The sequence below is a fragment of the Streptomyces sp. NRRL B-1140 genome, assembly GCF_001280065.1.
In the GTDB taxonomy this organism is placed as follows: domain Bacteria; phylum Actinomycetota; class Actinomycetes; order Streptomycetales; family Streptomycetaceae; genus Streptomyces.
This window is the reverse complement of record NZ_LGEA01000114.1, coordinates 289,456-304,876: the sequence shown is the minus strand read 5'-3', so window position 1 is coordinate 304,876 and position 15,421 is coordinate 289,456. Positions and strand designations below refer to the sequence as shown.

At 72.0% G+C, this 15,421-nt stretch carries 14 protein-coding genes; 11 read left to right on the top strand and 3 right to left on the bottom strand.

Annotated features, from left to right (window positions below; translation table 11 throughout):
- Window positions 1-149: 149 nt before the first annotated feature.
- Window positions 150-1,532: an FAD-binding oxidoreductase gene (locus ADK65_RS27425; protein ID WP_053673633.1), complete on the bottom strand. Its 1,383-nt coding sequence runs from the start codon at window positions 1,530-1,532 to the stop codon at window positions 150-152.
- A gap of 253 nt (window positions 1,533-1,785) precedes the next feature.
- On the opposite strand from ADK65_RS27425, the gene ADK65_RS27420 reads away from it, so the two are divergent.
- Complete coding sequence (locus tag ADK65_RS27420; RefSeq protein WP_234352972.1) at window positions 1,786-2,325, top strand: hypothetical protein; 540 nt, start codon at window positions 1,786-1,788, stop codon at window positions 2,323-2,325.
- A 9-nt stretch (window positions 2,326-2,334) separates the two neighbouring features.
- On the opposite strand, the gene ADK65_RS27415 is transcribed toward ADK65_RS27420, so the two are convergent.
- Together ADK65_RS27415 and ADK65_RS27410 are read right to left on the bottom strand one after the other, a co-directional pair.
- Window positions 2,335-3,621, bottom strand: a complete 1,287-nt coding sequence (locus ADK65_RS27415; protein ID WP_053673632.1) for a cytochrome P450 — start codon at window positions 3,619-3,621, stop codon at window positions 2,335-2,337.
- Between the two features lie 28 nt (window positions 3,622-3,649).
- Window positions 3,650-4,999, bottom strand: coding sequence for a glutamine synthetase family protein (locus ADK65_RS27410; protein ID WP_053673631.1), 1,350 nt, complete (start codon window positions 4,997-4,999; stop codon window positions 3,650-3,652).
- A gap of 336 nt (window positions 5,000-5,335) precedes the next feature.
- On the opposite strand from ADK65_RS27410, the gene ADK65_RS27405 reads away from it, so the two are divergent.
- From ADK65_RS27405 to ADK65_RS27360, 10 genes are all read left to right on the top strand, one after another.
- Window positions 5,336-5,524: a ferredoxin gene (locus tag ADK65_RS27405; RefSeq protein WP_053673630.1), complete on the top strand. Its 189-nt coding sequence runs from the start codon at window positions 5,336-5,338 to the stop codon at window positions 5,522-5,524.
- 1 nt (window position 5,525) lies between these two features.
- A complete protein-coding gene (locus ADK65_RS27400; RefSeq protein WP_053673629.1) occupies window positions 5,526-6,737 on the top strand; it encodes an NAD(P)/FAD-dependent oxidoreductase in 1,212 nt (403 codons plus the stop codon).
- Complete coding sequence (locus tag ADK65_RS27395; RefSeq protein ID WP_053673628.1) at window positions 6,734-7,546, top strand: acetoacetate decarboxylase family protein; 813 nt, start codon at window positions 6,734-6,736, stop codon at window positions 7,544-7,546. The genes ADK65_RS27400 and ADK65_RS27395 overlap by 4 nt, the downstream gene beginning before the upstream one ends.
- A 96-nt stretch (window positions 7,547-7,642) precedes the next feature.
- The gene (locus tag ADK65_RS27390) at window positions 7,643-9,106 is read left to right on the top strand and encodes an aldehyde dehydrogenase (protein ID WP_053673627.1); all 1,464 of its coding nucleotides are present in this window, start codon (window positions 7,643-7,645) and stop codon (window positions 9,104-9,106) included.
- Window positions 9,099-10,028: a 3,4-dihydroxyphenylacetate 2,3-dioxygenase gene (locus ADK65_RS27385; RefSeq protein WP_053673626.1), complete on the top strand. Its 930-nt coding sequence runs from the start codon at window positions 9,099-9,101 to the stop codon at window positions 10,026-10,028. The genes ADK65_RS27390 and ADK65_RS27385 overlap by 8 nt, the downstream gene beginning before the upstream one ends.
- Window positions 10,021-10,866 (top strand): fumarylacetoacetate hydrolase family protein, encoded by an 846-nt coding sequence (locus tag ADK65_RS27380; protein WP_053673625.1) that lies wholly within the window; start codon window positions 10,021-10,023, stop codon window positions 10,864-10,866. The genes ADK65_RS27385 and ADK65_RS27380 overlap by 8 nt, the downstream gene beginning before the upstream one ends.
- Before the next feature lie 82 nt (window positions 10,867-10,948).
- Window positions 10,949-11,551 (top strand): TetR/AcrR family transcriptional regulator, encoded by a 603-nt coding sequence (locus ADK65_RS27375; RefSeq protein WP_053673771.1) that lies wholly within the window; start codon window positions 10,949-10,951, stop codon window positions 11,549-11,551.
- A gap of 136 nt (window positions 11,552-11,687) precedes the next feature.
- Entirely contained in the window at window positions 11,688-13,148 is a 1,461-nt protein-coding gene (locus tag ADK65_RS27370; RefSeq protein ID WP_053673624.1) for an APC family permease, read from the top strand.
- 78 nt (window positions 13,149-13,226) lie between these two features.
- Complete coding sequence (locus ADK65_RS27365) at window positions 13,227-14,717, top strand: aldehyde dehydrogenase (protein ID WP_053673623.1); 1,491 nt, start codon at window positions 13,227-13,229, stop codon at window positions 14,715-14,717.
- The gene (locus tag ADK65_RS27360) at window positions 14,714-15,409 is read left to right on the top strand and encodes a gamma-glutamyl-gamma-aminobutyrate hydrolase family protein (RefSeq protein WP_053673622.1); all 696 of its coding nucleotides are present in this window, start codon (window positions 14,714-14,716) and stop codon (window positions 15,407-15,409) included. The genes ADK65_RS27365 and ADK65_RS27360 overlap by 4 nt, the downstream gene beginning before the upstream one ends.
- Window positions 15,410-15,421 lie beyond the last annotated feature (12 nt).

Here is a 15,421-nt window from a genome sequence, read left to right as displayed (position 1 = left end):
CGCGGCGTCACCCCCGCGCACCCAGAGATCCAGGCCCAGGCGCAGGCCCGAAGCCCCGCCCGCAGCCCCAGGCGACCCCTGGCGTCCCGCCCGGGACACCGCGGACGGGGCCGGGCGGGCACGGCGCCCCGGGCGGCGGCCGGTGCTCATCACCCGGGCGCGGGCCGGATGTTCTGGTTGGCGTGGAAGAAGTTGTCCGGGTCGTAGGTCCGCTTGATCCGGGCGAGCCTGTCGTAGTGGTCCCGGTACGTGGCCCGGACCCGTTCCTCGCCCTCGTCCGAGCCCATGAAGTTCACGTAGGAGCCGCCCATCGAGTACGGGTGCAGCGCCTCCTGGTACTCCACGCACCACTGCCTGATCGTCCCGGCGTTGGCCGGGTCGGGGTCGACGCCGGCGAAGACGCCGGACCAGAGGGCGTCCCGGTAGTTCCACGCGGTGTCGTCCGGGCCGACCCGGTGGGCGGCTCCGTCGATGGGGTAGAGGTGCATCAGCGAGAGCGGTGTCGGGATGTTCCGGCCGTACTCGAGGTGCACGTCCAGTGCGGCGTCGGGGATGTGGTCGAAGAAGTCGCCTCGCCAGTACCACTGGTAGCCGGTGGGGATCAGCTCGTCGAACATGCTCTGCAACGCGTCGTACGGCATCGGCGTCGTGAAGTGGAAGGCGGGCCGGCCGGGGGCGTTCACCACCGACAGCGTGTCGTCGAGCAGGGCCGGATCACTCGTGCAGCACCAGACGACGCCGCACACCTTCCGCCCGTGGAGTTCCTCGGGGAAGGGCGGGCCGGGCGGGACGACGAGGACGGCGAAGAAGCCGTACACGTCCTCGGGGGCGGCGGGGAGGAACTCGCGGTACCAGGCCAGCACTTCGCGCGTGCTCTCGACGGGCCAGACCGTCACCCCGGCCCCGACCGTGCCCACCGGGTGCAGCCGGTAGGTGAGGGAGGTCGCGATGCCGAAGTTGCCGCCCCCGCCCCGCAGGGCCCAGAACAGGTCCGGGTGCTCGGTCTCGCTCGCGGTGACGAAGCTGCCGTCCGCCAGCACCACGTCGGCGGCGATCAGGTTGTCCACGGTCAGCCCGAACCTGCGGGTGAGGTAGCCGTGACCGCCGCCGAGCGTCAGGCCCCCGAGGCCCGTCATGGAGATGATGCCGGTGGGAGTGGCCAGGCCGAAGGCCTGGGTGGCGTGGTCGAGGTCGCCGAGATGGCTGCCGCCGCCGGCCTCGGCGGTCCGCGCCTCCGGGTCGACCCGCACCCAGCGCATCGGCGACAGGTCGACCGTGACGCCGTCGTCCACGAGGCACAGGCCGGGGCCGCTGTGACCGCCGCCCCGCACGGCGAGTTCCAGGCCGTGGTCGCGGACGTAGGTGACCGCGGCCATCACGTCCGCGGCGTCCGCGCAGGGCACCAGGGCGGCGGGCCGTTTGTCGATCATCGCGTTGTAGATCTTGCGTGCCTGGTCGTACCCGGCATCCCGCGGGCCGATCACCGGCCCCCTCAGCGTGGTCCGCATCTCTTCCAGGGTGGCGGTGTCCATGACGATCTCCTAGGGAGGCGTGACCGCTGACCTCACCAGCGTCCCGCCGACCGCCGGGCGACGCACATCCGGGACAGCCGTGCCGCCCCGACCTTTCGTACCCGCACGAGGAGCACGTCGCACGGACGGTCCGGCTGCCGCGCACCCGGGCGGCCCCGGAGAAAACCGATGGCGGCCTGCGCCAGGACGTGTGACGGTACGGCTCATGGGCAACTCCACGGCGTACCCCGTTCTCCGCACCAATGACGCGAGCATGGCATACACGCAGGCCAGGCGTCTGTGCGCGCTGCTGGAGCGGGAGGACGAGGTGTGGCTCACCGCGGAGCTGCGCACGGCCGGGGAGGTGCGGCGGATGGCCGCGCTCCTTCCCCGCGGCGCCTTCGAGCGCGTCCCGGCCCGCACCGATCCGGTGACCGGCAGGCAAGTCGTGTTCGACCTCGACGTGACGACGGCGGACGACGCGGCGCTGGAGGCGCACCTGCCGCTCGACATCATCGAGGAGGTCGCCCCGGGAAGGGTGGTGAAGGACTTCGCGGCAGCCCTCGGCCGGGGTGCGGCCGCCATCGAATGGCACGGAAGATGGCCGGACGACCTGGCGGCGGGCCACTTCGGATCGCCCCCGTACGACGGGGTCCAGGTCGCCTTCCACGGTGACCGGGCCCAGCAGGGCCGCTGGACCGAGGAGCACACCGTCTTCGTGCATGTGACCAAGTTCGGCGACCTGCCCCGCGCCCGGAAACTCGCCGCGCACATCGGCAGCGAGGTCCTGGGCGAACCGCAACTCGGATGGTGATCGCGGGCGTCAGGCGAGGGTGACCTCCACCGGCAGCTTCTTGATGCCGTTGACGAAGTTGGAGCGCACGCGCGGTACGTCACCGGCCAGCCGGATGTCCGCCAGGCGCGGGATCAGTTCCTCGAACATGATGCGGATCTCGGTGCGGGCCAGCAGGTTGCCCAGGCACAGGTGAGGGCTGCCCTTGCCGAAGGTGACGTGGTCGTTGTCGCGGCGCGTGACGTCGAAGTCGTAGGGGTTGCCGAAGACCTCCTCGTCGCGGTTGCCGGAGGCGAACCACATCACGACCTTGTCGCCCTCCTTCACCTGCTTGCCGCCCAGCACGACATCGCGCGTGGCGGTGCGGCGGAAGTGGTAGACGGGGGAGGCCCAGCGCAGGAACTCCTCGACCGCGACCGGGATCAGCGAGGGGTCCTCCCGGAGGCGGGCCAGCTGCCCGGGATGCTGGAGGAGGGCCAGCATCGAGTGGGAGATGGTGTGCCGGGTGGTCTCGTTGCCGGCGACGACCAGCAGCAGGAAGTAGTTGTCGAAGTCCTGCGGGGACAGCGGGACTCCGTCCCGGGGCGTGGTGTTGACCAGCCGGGAGACCAGGTCCGTGCCGTCACCGCCCCGCCGCTGCCGGGCCAGCTCGCGGCCGTACTCGAAGACCTCCAGCGAGGCGGGGGAGCGGAAGGGCAGATCGCGGTAGCGCTCGCTCTCCTCACTGTGCAGCAGCACGTCCGCGTAGTCGGGGTCGGTGTGACCGATGATGCGGTTGCCCCAGTCGATGAGCCGCTGGTTGTCCTCCGGCGGCACGTCCAGCAGCCGGGCGAGCACGTTGATGGGGAAGTCCGCCGAGACGTCCTCGACGAAGTCGAAGCGGCCCTTGGCGAGGGCGGCGTCGAGGGTCCTCGCGGTCAGCCCCCTCAGGAAGTCGGTGTAGCCGCCGATCACGTTCGCGCCGAACTGCCGCTGGATCAGGCTGCGCAGGGCGCGGTGCCGCACCCCGTCCAGTTCCAGGATCGAGGCGCGCTTCTTGATCTGGTCGTCGTCGACCTCCTCCAGGTTGACGAATTTCGTCGACGTGAACGTCTCCGCGTCGCGGTCGACCCGCACGATGTCCTCGTGCCGGGTCAGCGCCCAGAAGCCGGAGTTGGGCGCCTGCTCGGGCTGCCAGTGCACCGGGTCCTCGTGGCGCAGGGTGTGGAACATCCGCCAGGGCGTGACACCGTCGGTGAAGCGGTCCAGGTCGGCGAGGTTGACGTCCGCAAGGGGCATCGGCTCGCGTACGGCGTCGGTCGGGGTCTCGGTGGTCATCGGCAGCTCCTCGGCGTCACAGGGGGCGTCACAGGTGGTACGCGTACTCGGTGAACTCCCAGTCCGTGACGTGCCGGTGGAAGCGTTCGACCTCGTCGCGCTTGTAGGAGAGGAAGGACGTGGTGAATCCCTTGCCGAGCAGATCGGTCAGGGCGGTGTCCGCCTCCAGGGCGTCCAGCGCGGCGGACAGGGTCTGCGGCAGGATGGCGGAGCGGGCGGTGTCGTAGCCGTAGCCCTCCAGCGGGGCGGGCGGTTCCTCACCGGCCAGCACGCCCAGCAACGCGGCTGCCGTCGTACCGGCGATCGCCAGGTAGGGGTTGGCGCTCGCGTCGCCGAGGCGCAGTTCGAGCCGGGCGCCGGTGCCGCGCTCGGGCGGGATGCGCACCATGGCGCTGCGGTTGTCCAGCCCCCAGTCGATCAGCCACGGCGCGAGGGTGTCCGGGCCGAAGCGTTTGTAGGAGTTGACCGTGGGGTTGAGCAGCGCGGCCAGGGCGGGCGCGTGGGCGAGCACGCCGGCGACGGCGTGCCGGGCGGTCGCGGACAGGCCGTACGCGCCCGACGGGTCGTCGAAGGTGTTGCGGCCCTCCGCGTCGTCGCACGAGAGGTGGAGGTGGAAACCGGAGCCGCCGGCGTCGTTGAAGGGCTTGGCCATGAAGGTGGCCAGCCGGCCTTCCCTGCGGGCCAGTTCCTTGATCGCGGCCTTGAAGCGGAAGGAACGGTCGGCGGCCGACACGGCCTCCGAGTGGGCCAGGTTGATCTCGATCTGGCCGCCGTCGAACTCGTGGTTGCCGCTGATCGCCCCGACCTTCAGATCGCGCATGTGGCGCAGGGTGCGCAGCAGATGGTTGTCCGGGTCGGCCCGCAGGCCGGCGGTGTAGACGACCCCGGGCTCCGGGGCGTAGCGGCGCCAGCCGCCGGACGGGCCCGGCTCGCACAGGAAGTACTCCAGCTCCGGCCCGACCACCGGCCGCAGGCCGTGTTCGGCACAGCGGGCGAGGACGGACCGCAGCAGATCGCGGGGCGACTCGGGCGCGGGTGCGCCGGTCGCCGGGTCGACGACCTCGCCCAGGCAGGCCGCCACTCCCGGCTCCCAGGGCAGCGGCACCAGCGTGCCGAGGTCCGGGCGGACACAGATGTCCGGCAGTCCCGCGTCCAGCCCGCCGGTCACCGGCACCACGTCCCCCTGCGGGCTGGTGTGGTAGACGGCCCGGCAGAACGCCAGGCCGTGCTCACAGGCCCGGGGCAGCTCCTCGAGCAGCACGTCGCGCGCCCGGTCGGTGCCGATCAGGTCGGGATAGGTCACCCGGACCACGTCGATGCCGTCGGCGGCGAGCCGGTCCATGTGGCGGCGGACTTCCTGAGAATCGTGAGCGCTCACCGTTGTCTCCTCGGGCGGACGTCGGGACACCTCCGGGACGCGGGGCCGGGGAGGCGGGTGGCGTGAGAGCGAGCCTCCGGGCGCGGCGGAGCCAGGACCGCCCGGTGCTTGTTTGATGCCAAACGGTAGGGGTGGGTGCGGGGCCCCGCAAGAGGGCCGGAGCAAGAATTTATCCATCCGGATAGCTCTTGACCAGACCCCTGCCCCTGCCTACCTTGTTTGAAGCCAAACGAGTTCGGGGCGCGTTCTACCGCACCCCGTTGGCCGGGGCCCGGCCCTTCCGGCCGGGCCCCCTTTCCTTCCGCTTCGACGCCCTCACATTCAGGAGGACCGGCCATGAAGGTCGTCGTCGACATGAACAAGTGCCAAGACCACGGCCAGTGCGTCTTCTCGGCCCCGGACGTCTTCCGGATGGACGACGACGGCCGCCTGGCCTACGTCCCCGACCCCGACGACGCCCTGCGCGACGAGGTCGAGGAGGCCGCGGACGTCTGCCCGCTGCAGGCCATCCGGGTCGAGGACTGAGATGAGCGGGCGCATCGTCGTCGCCGGCGCTTCTCTGGGCGGGCTGCGCGCCGCCGAGCAGCTGCGCGCCGCCGGCTGGACCGGCGGGATCACGGTGATCGGCGACGAGCCGCACCCGCCGTACAACCGGCCCCCGCTGTCGAAGGAGGTCCTCGCTGGCAAGGCGGCCTTCGACTCCCTGGCCTTCACCCCGAAGGCTTCCACGAAGGATGTGGAGTGGCGGCTCGGCACGAGAATCGTCTCCGCCCGGCTCGCCGGGCGGACCGTCGCGCTCGACGACGGCTCCGTGCTCTCCTACGCCGGTCTGGTCGTCGCCACCGGGATGCGGCCCCGCCGGCTGCGCTGCCCCGGTCCCCTGGCCGGCCGCCACACGGTCCGGACCATCGACGACGCCCAGGCGCTGCGGGACGAGCTGATCCGGCCGGGTGTGCGGGTCGTCGTGGTCGGCGGCGGGTTCATCGGCTGCGAGGTGGCCGCCACGGCGGCCGGGCTCGGCGCGGCCGAGGTGACCGTGATCGATCCGCTGCCGTTGCCGATGACCGGGCCGCTCGGGGAACTGCTCGCGCGGGAACTGCGTCGGCGGCACGAGCGGCAAGGGGTCCGCTTCGTGCTCGGTGCGGGTGTGGCCGGGTTCGAGGGCGGGGACCACGTCACCGGTGTCGTGCTCGGTGACGGGTCCGTACTGCCCGCCGACGTGGTAGTGGAGTCCGTCGGGTCGGTCGCCAACACCGAGTGGCTCGACGGCAACGGGCTCGAGCTGGGCGACGGCGTGCTCACCGACGAGCACCTGCGGGTCGGCGGCCGGCCCGACGTCGTCGCGGTCGGCGACATCGCCCGCTTCCCCAACGCCCGCTACGACGGGGTGCCCCGGCGGGTCGAGCACTGGTCCGTGCCGACCGACTCGGCCAAGCACGCGGCGAAGGTGCTGGTGGACGGTGACACCGGCCTGCCGCCCTTCGCGCCTCTGCCGACCTTCTGGAGCGACCAGCACGACTTCCGGTTGCAGTCCTTCGGTGCGCCCGGCCTGGGTCTCGGTGACGTCCGCATCCTGGACGGTGACCTCGCGGGGGATGTTCTGGTCGGCTACCACCGCGACGGGCTGCTGGTCGGTGTCGTCGCCCTCGGGGGACCCTCCGCGGCGCGGGCCGCCGCCCGATACCGCGCCGACCTGCTGAAGCAGCCCTTCCTCACCGCGCAAGGAGCCCTCTCGTGACCGGACTTCGTGGATACTTCCACCCCAAGACGGCGACGGGCGCGTCGTCGCTCGTCCCCTCCCCGCCCTGGCGGTACTCCGGTGACCTGCTCACCGTCGAGTACCGGACGGATCCCGCGCGCGTGCGCGAACTGCTGCCCGAGCCCCTGGAGCCGGCGGACGAGGATCCGGGGGCCGTCGCCCTGATCTGGGCCGACTGGCAGTCGTGCTCGGCTTCGGGGGAGGAGCTGCTGGATCCCGTGCGGGCGCAGTACAAGGAGGCTTTCGCGGTGGTCCGGTGCCGGTTCCGGGGGCGGACGTACTCGCGGTGCGTCTACATCTGGGTGGACAAGGACTTCGCCATCGCGCGGGGGCTGCACCAGGGGTATCCGAAGAAGCTCGGCTCCATTCACCAGACGCGGCCGCATCCCTACGGGCCCGCTCCGCGGATCGAGGCGGGGGCGCGGTTCGGGGCGACCCTGGCGGCTGCGGATCGGCGTATTGCTCAAGCCGTGGTGACGCTGCGGGAGCCGTCCGGGAGCGGCGGGTTCGTCAATGCGCATCCCATGGCTCATCACCGGTGGCTGCCGTCGATCGAGAAGGGCAAGGGGCTGGCTCTCGACGAGTTGATCGAGTCCGGGGCCGCGTCCTTCGAGGGTGGTCAGGCGTGGGTGGGGGACGCGGAGTTGGAGCTGTTCGAGGCGCCGACGGAGGAGTTGGCGCGGCTGGAGGTGCGGGAGCCGATCGCTGCGTATTACCGGCAGGTCGGGGTGGTTTGGGACGGGGGGCGGCTGCTGGAGAGTGGTACGTCCGGAGCGTCTGCCGAGTGAGGTCTGTGGGCGGGTGCGGGTTGTGTGTGGTTTGCCGCGCAGTTCCCCGCGCCCCTGAGGACATGCAGTAGGCCCTCGTTGAATGGAACTCTTCTTATGTCTGAGAACATCACCGTTGCCGGAGTGTCCGTCGATACGCGGCACTGGATCGGTGGCAGGCGCGTTGCCTCCACCAGTACGTTCACCGATCACTCTCCGATCGATGGAAGTGCCCTCGGCGAGATCGCCCGGGGCGGGCCGGCCGAGGCCGAAGCCGCTGTCGCCGCCGCACGGGACGCGTTTCCCGGCTGGGCCGCCACCTCCCGGGCCGAACGTGCCCGCATCCTGCACGCCATCGCCGACGGGGTCGAGAAGCGGATCGAAGAACTGGCGATCGTCGAGACCACGGACAACGGCGCCCTGCTCCGCTCCCACCGGCGGGGCGTCATGCCCCGTGTCGCCCACAACTTCCGGTTCTTCGCGGACTGGCTGCTCGGGCTCGGCCACGAGGACTTCGACACCCGCGGCCACACCAACCACGTCAGCTGGGACCCGGCCGGGCCCTGTGTGCTGATCACCCCGTGGAACGCGCCGCTGATGCTGGCCACCTGGAAGGTCGCCCCCGCCCTCGCCGCCGGTGACACCGTCGTCCTCAAGCCCGCCGAGTGGTCGCCGCTGACCGCCTCCCTGCTGGCCGACATCGCCGCGGAGGCCGGACTGCCCGCCGGTGTCCTCAACGTCGTCCAGGGGTACGGCTCCGAGATCGGCGACGCCCTCACCTCCCACCCCGACGTGCGCCGCATCAGCTTCACCGGATCCGTACCGACGGCCCGGCGCATCGCCGGGTCGGCCGCCGCGAACCTCACGCCCCTCAGCCTCGAACTCGGCGGCAAGTCACCCCTGCTGGTGTTCGCCGACGCCGACCTCGACCTGGCCGTCGACCTCGCCGTGGAGCAGTACGACAACGCCGGGCAGGTCTGCCTGGCGGCCACCCGGCTGCTCGTCGAGGAGCCGGTCGCCGAAGAGTTCACCCGCCGGTTCGTCGAGAAGGCCACGGCTCTGCGGCAGGGCGACCCGCGTGAGGAGAGCACCGACATCGGGCCCAACATCCACCCCCGTCAGCTGGAGAAGATCGACGGCTTCGTGCGGCGGGCCCTCGCGCAGGGGGCGCGAGCGGTCATCGGCGGGCATCGCAACGAAGGGCAGTACTACGCGCCGACCCTGCTCACCGACGTCGCCCAGGACGCGGAGATCGTGCAGGAGGAGGTCTTCGGGCCGGTCCTGACCCTGCAGACCTTCACCGGCGAGGACGAGGCCGTACGGCTCGCCAACGACACCCGGTTCGGGCTGGCCGCCACCGTCGCGACCGGCGACCGGGAGCGGGCGGAGCGGGTCACCGCCCGGCTCGTCGCCGGCACCGTCTGGGTCAACTGCTTCTTCGTGCGCGACCTCCAGGCACCCTTCGGCGGCTCCCGGCAGTCCGGGGTCGGGCGCGAGGGCGGGACCTGGAGCTTCGACTTCTACTGCGACCTGAAGAACACCGTCACCGCCCCGAAGGGATGGAACCAGGACCATGGGTGAGATCGTCGGGGCCGGGCTGCTCGCCCACGTGCCCACCATCGTGCTGCCCGAGGCCGACCGGCTGGAGCTCAACGAGGGCAAGGAGATCACCCTCGTCACCGGGTTGCGGGAGCTGCGCCGGGACGTCTTCGAGCGGGATGCCGCCACCGATTACGACACCGTCGTCGTCCTGGACTCGCACTGGGCGACCACCGTCGAGTTCGTCGTGACCGCGCAAGCGCGCCGCGCCGGGCTGTTCACCTCCGAGGAACTGCCGCGCGGCATGTGCAGGATGCCCTACGACTTCCCCGGAGACCCCGAACTCGCCCACAACGTGGCCGCCTTCGCCGACAAGCACGGCACCTGGATCACCCCGATCGACGACGCGTACCTGCCCGTCTACTACGCCACCCTCAACCTCTGGAAGTACCTGGGGGAGGGTTTGCCCGACAAGCGGTGGGTCACCATCGGGGTCTGCCAGACCGGCGACATGGAGGATCATCTGCGGCTCGGGCGGGCCCTCGCCGACGGGATCGCCGCGACCCCCGGGCGACGCGTCCTGGTCATCGCCTCCGGCGCCCTCTCGCACACCTTCTGGCCCCTGCGCGAACTGCGCGACCACGAGGCGAGCGACCCGGTGCACATCCGCACCCCCGAGGCCCGTGCAGCGGACTACGAACGCATCGCCTGGTTCAAGGAGGGGCGGCACGACAAGGTCCTCGACACGATGGACGAGTTCTGGAAGTTCAAGCCCGAGGCGAAGTTCTTCCACTACCTGATGATGGCCGGCGCCCTCGGCGGGCGGCGCTGTGTCGCCCGGGCCCGTCAGTACGGCGACTACGAGAACTCCGTCGGCACCGGCCAGGCCCACCTCTGGTTCGACCGCCCCGCGGGCGGCTGGACCGCAGACCACCCCACCGCGCAGGAGTCCGCCCATGCCTGAGTACCGCCGCATCCTCCTCGACGGCGCCGCCGTCCAGGTCACCGCCGACGGTGACGAACTCGTCGCCGGGGACGGCCGCCGGGTGAAGGCCGACGAAGCGCGGCACCTGCCGCCCGTCGTGCCGTCCAAGGTCATCGCCGTTCACCTCAACCACCGCAGCAGGGTGGACGAGTTCGGCATCGGGCTTCCCGGCACCCCCACCTACTTCCACAAGCCGACCTCCGCGCTCAACGCCCACCGGGGCGCCGTCGTCCGCCCCGAGGGCTGCAAGTGGCTCAACTACGAGGGGGAGGTCGCCATCGTCATCGGGAGGACCGCGCGGAACATCGCGCCGGCCGAGGCGGGGGAGTACATCGCCGGGTACACCGTCGCCAACGACTACGGGCTGCACGACTTCCGCGACACCGACGCCGGGTCGATGCTCCGGGTCAAGGGTTCCGACACCCTCTGCCCGCTCGGCCCCGGCCTGGTCACCGACTGGGACTTCCACGGCAAGCGGCTGCGGACCTACGTCAACGGGGAGGTGGTGCAGGACGGCTCGACCGACGAGATGACCTGGGACATGCACTACCTCGTCGCCGACATCGCCCGCACCATCACCCTGTACCCCGGGGACGTCCTGCTGTCCGGCACGCCCGCCAACTCGCGGCCCGTCCGGCCGGGCGACGTCGTGGAGGTGGAGGTCGAGGGCCTCGGACGGCTCACCAACCACATCGTCACCGGGCCGACCGCCATCCGCACGGACGTGGGCGCCCAGCCCACCGAATCGGAGGAGGTCCTCTCGACCGCCCTCGGCGGCGACTGGGAGTTCCGTGGCATCCGGCCGCCGCGCCGCTGACGCGCGGTCCGGGAGCGGTGGTGCCGACGTGCTCCCCGGCCGGCCCGCCGTCGCGCAGGACCGCCCGGGTAGGGTCACGGGCATGACCGAGCCCGCCGGGCGCCGCCCCCGCAAGCGCGTGAACTACGGCACGGGCCGTGAGGCCCTGCTGGAGGCCGCCGTGCGGGTCGTGGCCCGGGGCGGGCTGCGCCGGCTCACCTACCGGGCCGTCGCGGAGGAGGCCGGCGTCACCCACGGCCTGGTCGTGCACCACTTCGGCTCGCGCGACGCCCTGATCGAGGAGGCCGTGGCCCACGCCATCCGCTCCTCCCTGAGCAGCAGCGCCCTCGAACCGGGCACCGGCAGGGCCGCCGACTTCTCGGTGGGGCTGACGGACATGGTGGAGTCCGGGCCGGACCGCCAGGCGTTCCAGTACGAACTGCTCCTGGAAGCCCGGCGCCGCCCCGAGCTCCTGGCCCACCTGCGGTCCCTGTACGACGAGTACTTCGACGCGACCCGGCGTGAGCTCACCCAGATGCTGCCCGGCCCGGTCGGCGAGGGCCTGTCCCGGATGGTGTTCGCCACCCTGGAGGGACTCGTCCTGCACCAACTGGTCTTCGGTGAGCGCGAGGTCATCGACGAGGCCCTGGACGAGCTGCGCTCGGTGCTGAGGCTGCTCGCCGAGCGGCCCGGCGACGGAGCCTGACCCGCTGCGGCCCTGTCGTCCCGCGGCGCCGGAATTCCTCGTCCCGCACCCCTTGCCAAACGGATAGTTCCGCACCACGATGAGGCAACTCGTTTGGCCTGAAACGATCCTTCCTCCCCTCTGGCAGGTGATCCGAGTGGACAGTCAGACGGTCTCCCGGCACACGGCGGAACCGGACGCGCCCACCGCAGGCACGCTCAAGCCCAACGCCCTCGGCGTCCTGGGCATCCTCTTCTTCGTCCTGTCCGCCCAGGCCCCGCTGACCGCCATCGCCGGCGCGGCCCCCATCGCCGTGGCCCTCGGCAACGGCCCCGGGGTGCCCGCCGCCTATCTGGTGGCGGGCCTGGTGATCCTGCTGTTCTCGGTGGGGTTCGTCGCCATGGGCCGCCACGTGGTGGACGCGGGCGCCTTCTACACCTACATCGGCAAGGGCCTCGGCCGCACCACCGGAACCGGCAGCGCGGGCCTCGCCCTCTTCGCCTACTGCACCATCCAGGCCGCGATGTACGGCCTCTACGGCGCCATCGTGAGCGGCCTCGTCGCGAGCCACACCGGCCTCGACCTGCCGTGGTGGGTCTGGACGCTGGTCACCATGGCCGTCGTGCAGGCGCTCGGGGCGGCCGGTGTCGAGATGGGCGCCAAGGTGCTCGCCGTCTTCGTCCTCGCCGAGTTCAGCATCCTGTCGGTCTTCGCCCTGGTCACCCTCTTCAAGGGCGGCGGCCCCGAGGGGCTCGGCCTCGCCGGCAGCTTCTCCCCGTCCGCCGCCCTGGACGGCGCCCCGGGCGTGGCCGTGATGTTCGCCGTCGCCTCCATGTTCGGCTTCGAGGCCACCGCCATCTACGGCGAGGAGGCACGCGAGCCCAGGAAGACGGTGCCGCGGGCCACCTACCTCGCGGTCGCCGTCGTCACGGGCTTCTTCACCCTGGTCTCCTGGATGCTGATCTCCTCCTACGGCGCCTCGAAGGCCACCGCGGCCGCGGGCAAGGCCCTGGAGGGCGGAGACGGCGCCGGGTTCGTCTTCGCGCCCATCGCGGCGGACTTCGGAGGCTGGGTGGGCGATGTGCTGCCGGTCCTGCTCGCCACGTCCCTCTTCGCGGGCATTCTCACCTTCCACAACTCGGCCAACCGCTACCTGTTCTCCCTCGGCCGCGACCGGCTGCTGCCGCTGCGGATGTGCCGGCTCAACCGCCGTCACGCGCCCTGGACCGCCGGCTGCGTCCAGACGGCCCTGGCCGCCTTGCTGGTGGTGCCCTTCGCGCTGGCCGGCAAGGACCCGGTGCTGACCCTGTTCTCCTGGTTCAGCGGCGTCGCCGTCCTGGCGATGATGCTGCTGTACCTGCTCACCTCGGTGTCCGTCGTCGTCTTCTTCCGCCGCACCCGCCTGGACACCCGCCCCTGGACCACGCTGATCGCACCCTCCCTGGGCGCGCTCGGCATCGCCGGAGCGATCTGGGTCATCCTGGCCAACTTCACCACCCTCATCGGCGGCGAACGCACCACCGCCCTGTGGCTCACGCTGTCCGTCCCGGTCGTCATGGGACTCGGGCTGGTCGCCGCACGGGTGCGAGGGAGGGGCGTCGTGGCTGCCGACGGCTGACCGCGAGCACGGCCGCCCCCGTCACGGCGTCCGGGCACCGCCCCGCCCATATCGTTTGAGATCAAAGGAGGATCCCTCATGCCGGCCGTCCCCCACGACGAGTGGCTGCGCCGCGCCAAGGCGTTCCAGCCCCCCGGTGCCCATCACATCGACGGCACCGACGAGGCCGGGGGAGGGGCCACGTTCCCGGTCGTCTCCCCACGCGACGGACGGGTCCTCGCCGAGATCGCGGACGGCGGCGCCGCCGAGGTGGACGCGGCCGTCGCCGCCGCCCGGCGGGCCTTCGACACCGGCCCGTGGCCGCGCCTGGCACCCGCCGAGCGCGGCCGGGCCCTGCTCCGCCTCGCCGACCTGCTTCAGGAACGGCGCGAGGAACTCGCCCTCACGGTCAGCCTGGAGATGGGCAAACCGATCGCGGACGCCTACGGCATCGAACTGCGCGCCGTCATCACCACCTTCCGCTGGTACGGCCAGCTCGCGGACAAGCTGGCCGACGAGTCCCCGCACACCGCCCCGGACGCCCTCGCCCTGGTCACCAGGGAACCCGCGGGGGTGGTGGGGGCGGTGGTCCCCTGGAACTTCCCGCTGACCCTGGCCGGCTGGAAGGTGGCCCCGGCCCTGGCGGCCGGCTGCACGGTCGTCCTCAAGCCCTCGGAGAACTCCCCGCTCTCCGCCCTGCTCCTCGGGCGTCTGGCCACCGAGGCCGGCCTCCCGCCCGGTGTCCTCAACGTCGTCACCGGCGACGGCCCGACAGCGGGCCGCGCCCTCGGCCTCCACCCGGACGTCGACGTCCTGGCGTTCACCGGCTCCACCGCCGTCGGCCGCCACTTCCTGCGCTACGCCGCCGACTCCAACCTCAAGCGCGTCTGGCTGGAACTCGGCGGCAAGTCGCCCAACATCGTCCTGCCCGACGCCCCCGACCTGGAGAAGGCCGCCGCCACCGCCGCCTGGGGCATCTTCTTCAACCAGGGCGAGATGTGCACCGCGCCCTCCCGGCTCCTCGTACACTCCTCGATCGCCGAGCGGGTCACCGAGGCCGTGGTCCGGCGGGCCGGTGAACTGAGGGTGGGCGACCCGCTCGACCCGCAGACGGAGATGGGCGCCCTCGTCGGCCGGGCTCACCTGGACCGCGTACGCGACCACATCCGCCACGGCCTCGACGAGGGCGCCCGTCTGCGCACGGGCGGCGACCGCGTCCTCGCCGAGACGGGCGGGACCTACCTCGAACCCACCGTCTTCGACCGCGTGGACCCCGGCTCGCGACTGGCCCGGGAGGAGATCTTCGGCCCCGTCCTGTCCGTGCTCGCCTTCGACGACCTCGACGAGGCGGTCCGCCTGGCCAACGCCACCGAGTACGGCCTCGCGGCCGGCCTGTGGACCTCCGACCTGTCCACCGCCCTCCGGGTGTCGCGCGCCCTGAAGGCCGGAACGGTCTGGGTCAACTGCTACGAGGAGGGCGACCTCACCGTGCCCTTCGGCGGCATGAAGCAGTCGGGCAACGGCCGCGACAAGTCCGCCCACGCGCTGGAGAAGTACACCGAGCTCAAGACCACCTGGATCCAGCTGTGACCCGCCCACTGATCGCGATCCCCGCGCGCTTGTCCGCCACGGCCTCAGCCCTCCGGTACGCCGCCGAGGTCAACGCCCGCGCCTTGATCGAGGCCGTGTGGCGGGCGGGTGGCGAACCCGCGAGCATCCATCCGGCGGACAGCGGCACGGCCACCCGGCTCGCCCGCTTCGACGGCGTCCTGCTCCCCGGCGGCGGCGACCTCGCCCCTTCCCGCTACGGCGCCACCGGCACCCACGACACCGTCTACGACGTCGACACCCTCCAGGACGGCTTCGACCTCGACGTCGCCCGGCACGCCCTGGAGTGGGGGCTGCCCCTGCTCGCCGTCTGCCGGGGCCTCCAGGTCGTCAACGTCGCCCTCGGCGGCACCCTGGAGCAGGACATGGGCGGCCCCGAGCGCGTACACCGGCACCTCGTGCACCCCGTCACCCTGGAACCCGGCTCGCTCGTCGCCCGGGCCTCGGGCGCCGAGAAGACCGACGCGTCCTGCTACCACCACCAGCGCGTCGACCGCCCGGGAGCGGGCCTGCGCGTCACGGCCCGGGCGGCCGACGGCACCATCGAGGCGCTCGAACTCCCCGGCGCCCCCGGCTGGTTCACGGCCGTCCAGTGGCACCCGGAGGACACCGCACGCGAGGATCCGGCCCAGCAGGGCCTGTTCGACGCGCTCGTGCGGGCCGCGACCCGGTGAGGCCGCAGCGAT